The sequence below is a fragment of the Monashia sp. HAY1-2A genome (assembly GCF_056755315.1).
On the sequence record NZ_JBNDHY010000791.1, the window covers coordinates 1 to 211 of the forward strand.

Annotated in this window: 1 pseudogene; it reads right to left on the reverse strand. The window is 65.4% G+C overall.

The annotated features are described in order from the left end of the window. Positions 1-211, reverse strand: a pseudogene (locus tag ACPYOM_RS23930) (hypothetical protein); the annotation flags it as partial.

The window sequence follows — 211 nt, forward strand, 5'->3', positions numbered from 1 at the left end:
TCCGTCGTCGGCAGCGTCAGATGTGTATAAGAGACAGACGCCGCGCACGACGTCCAGACGCGTCCCTGCGCCGTGACGCGCTCCTCGCGCAGCAGCCGGTCGACCAGCTCGGTGAACTCGTGGAACCTGTCTCTTATACACATCTCCGAGCCCACGAGACGCGTAGTAATCTGGGGGGGCGTGCGGTTGTTGGGGAGAGGGGAGGGGGGGG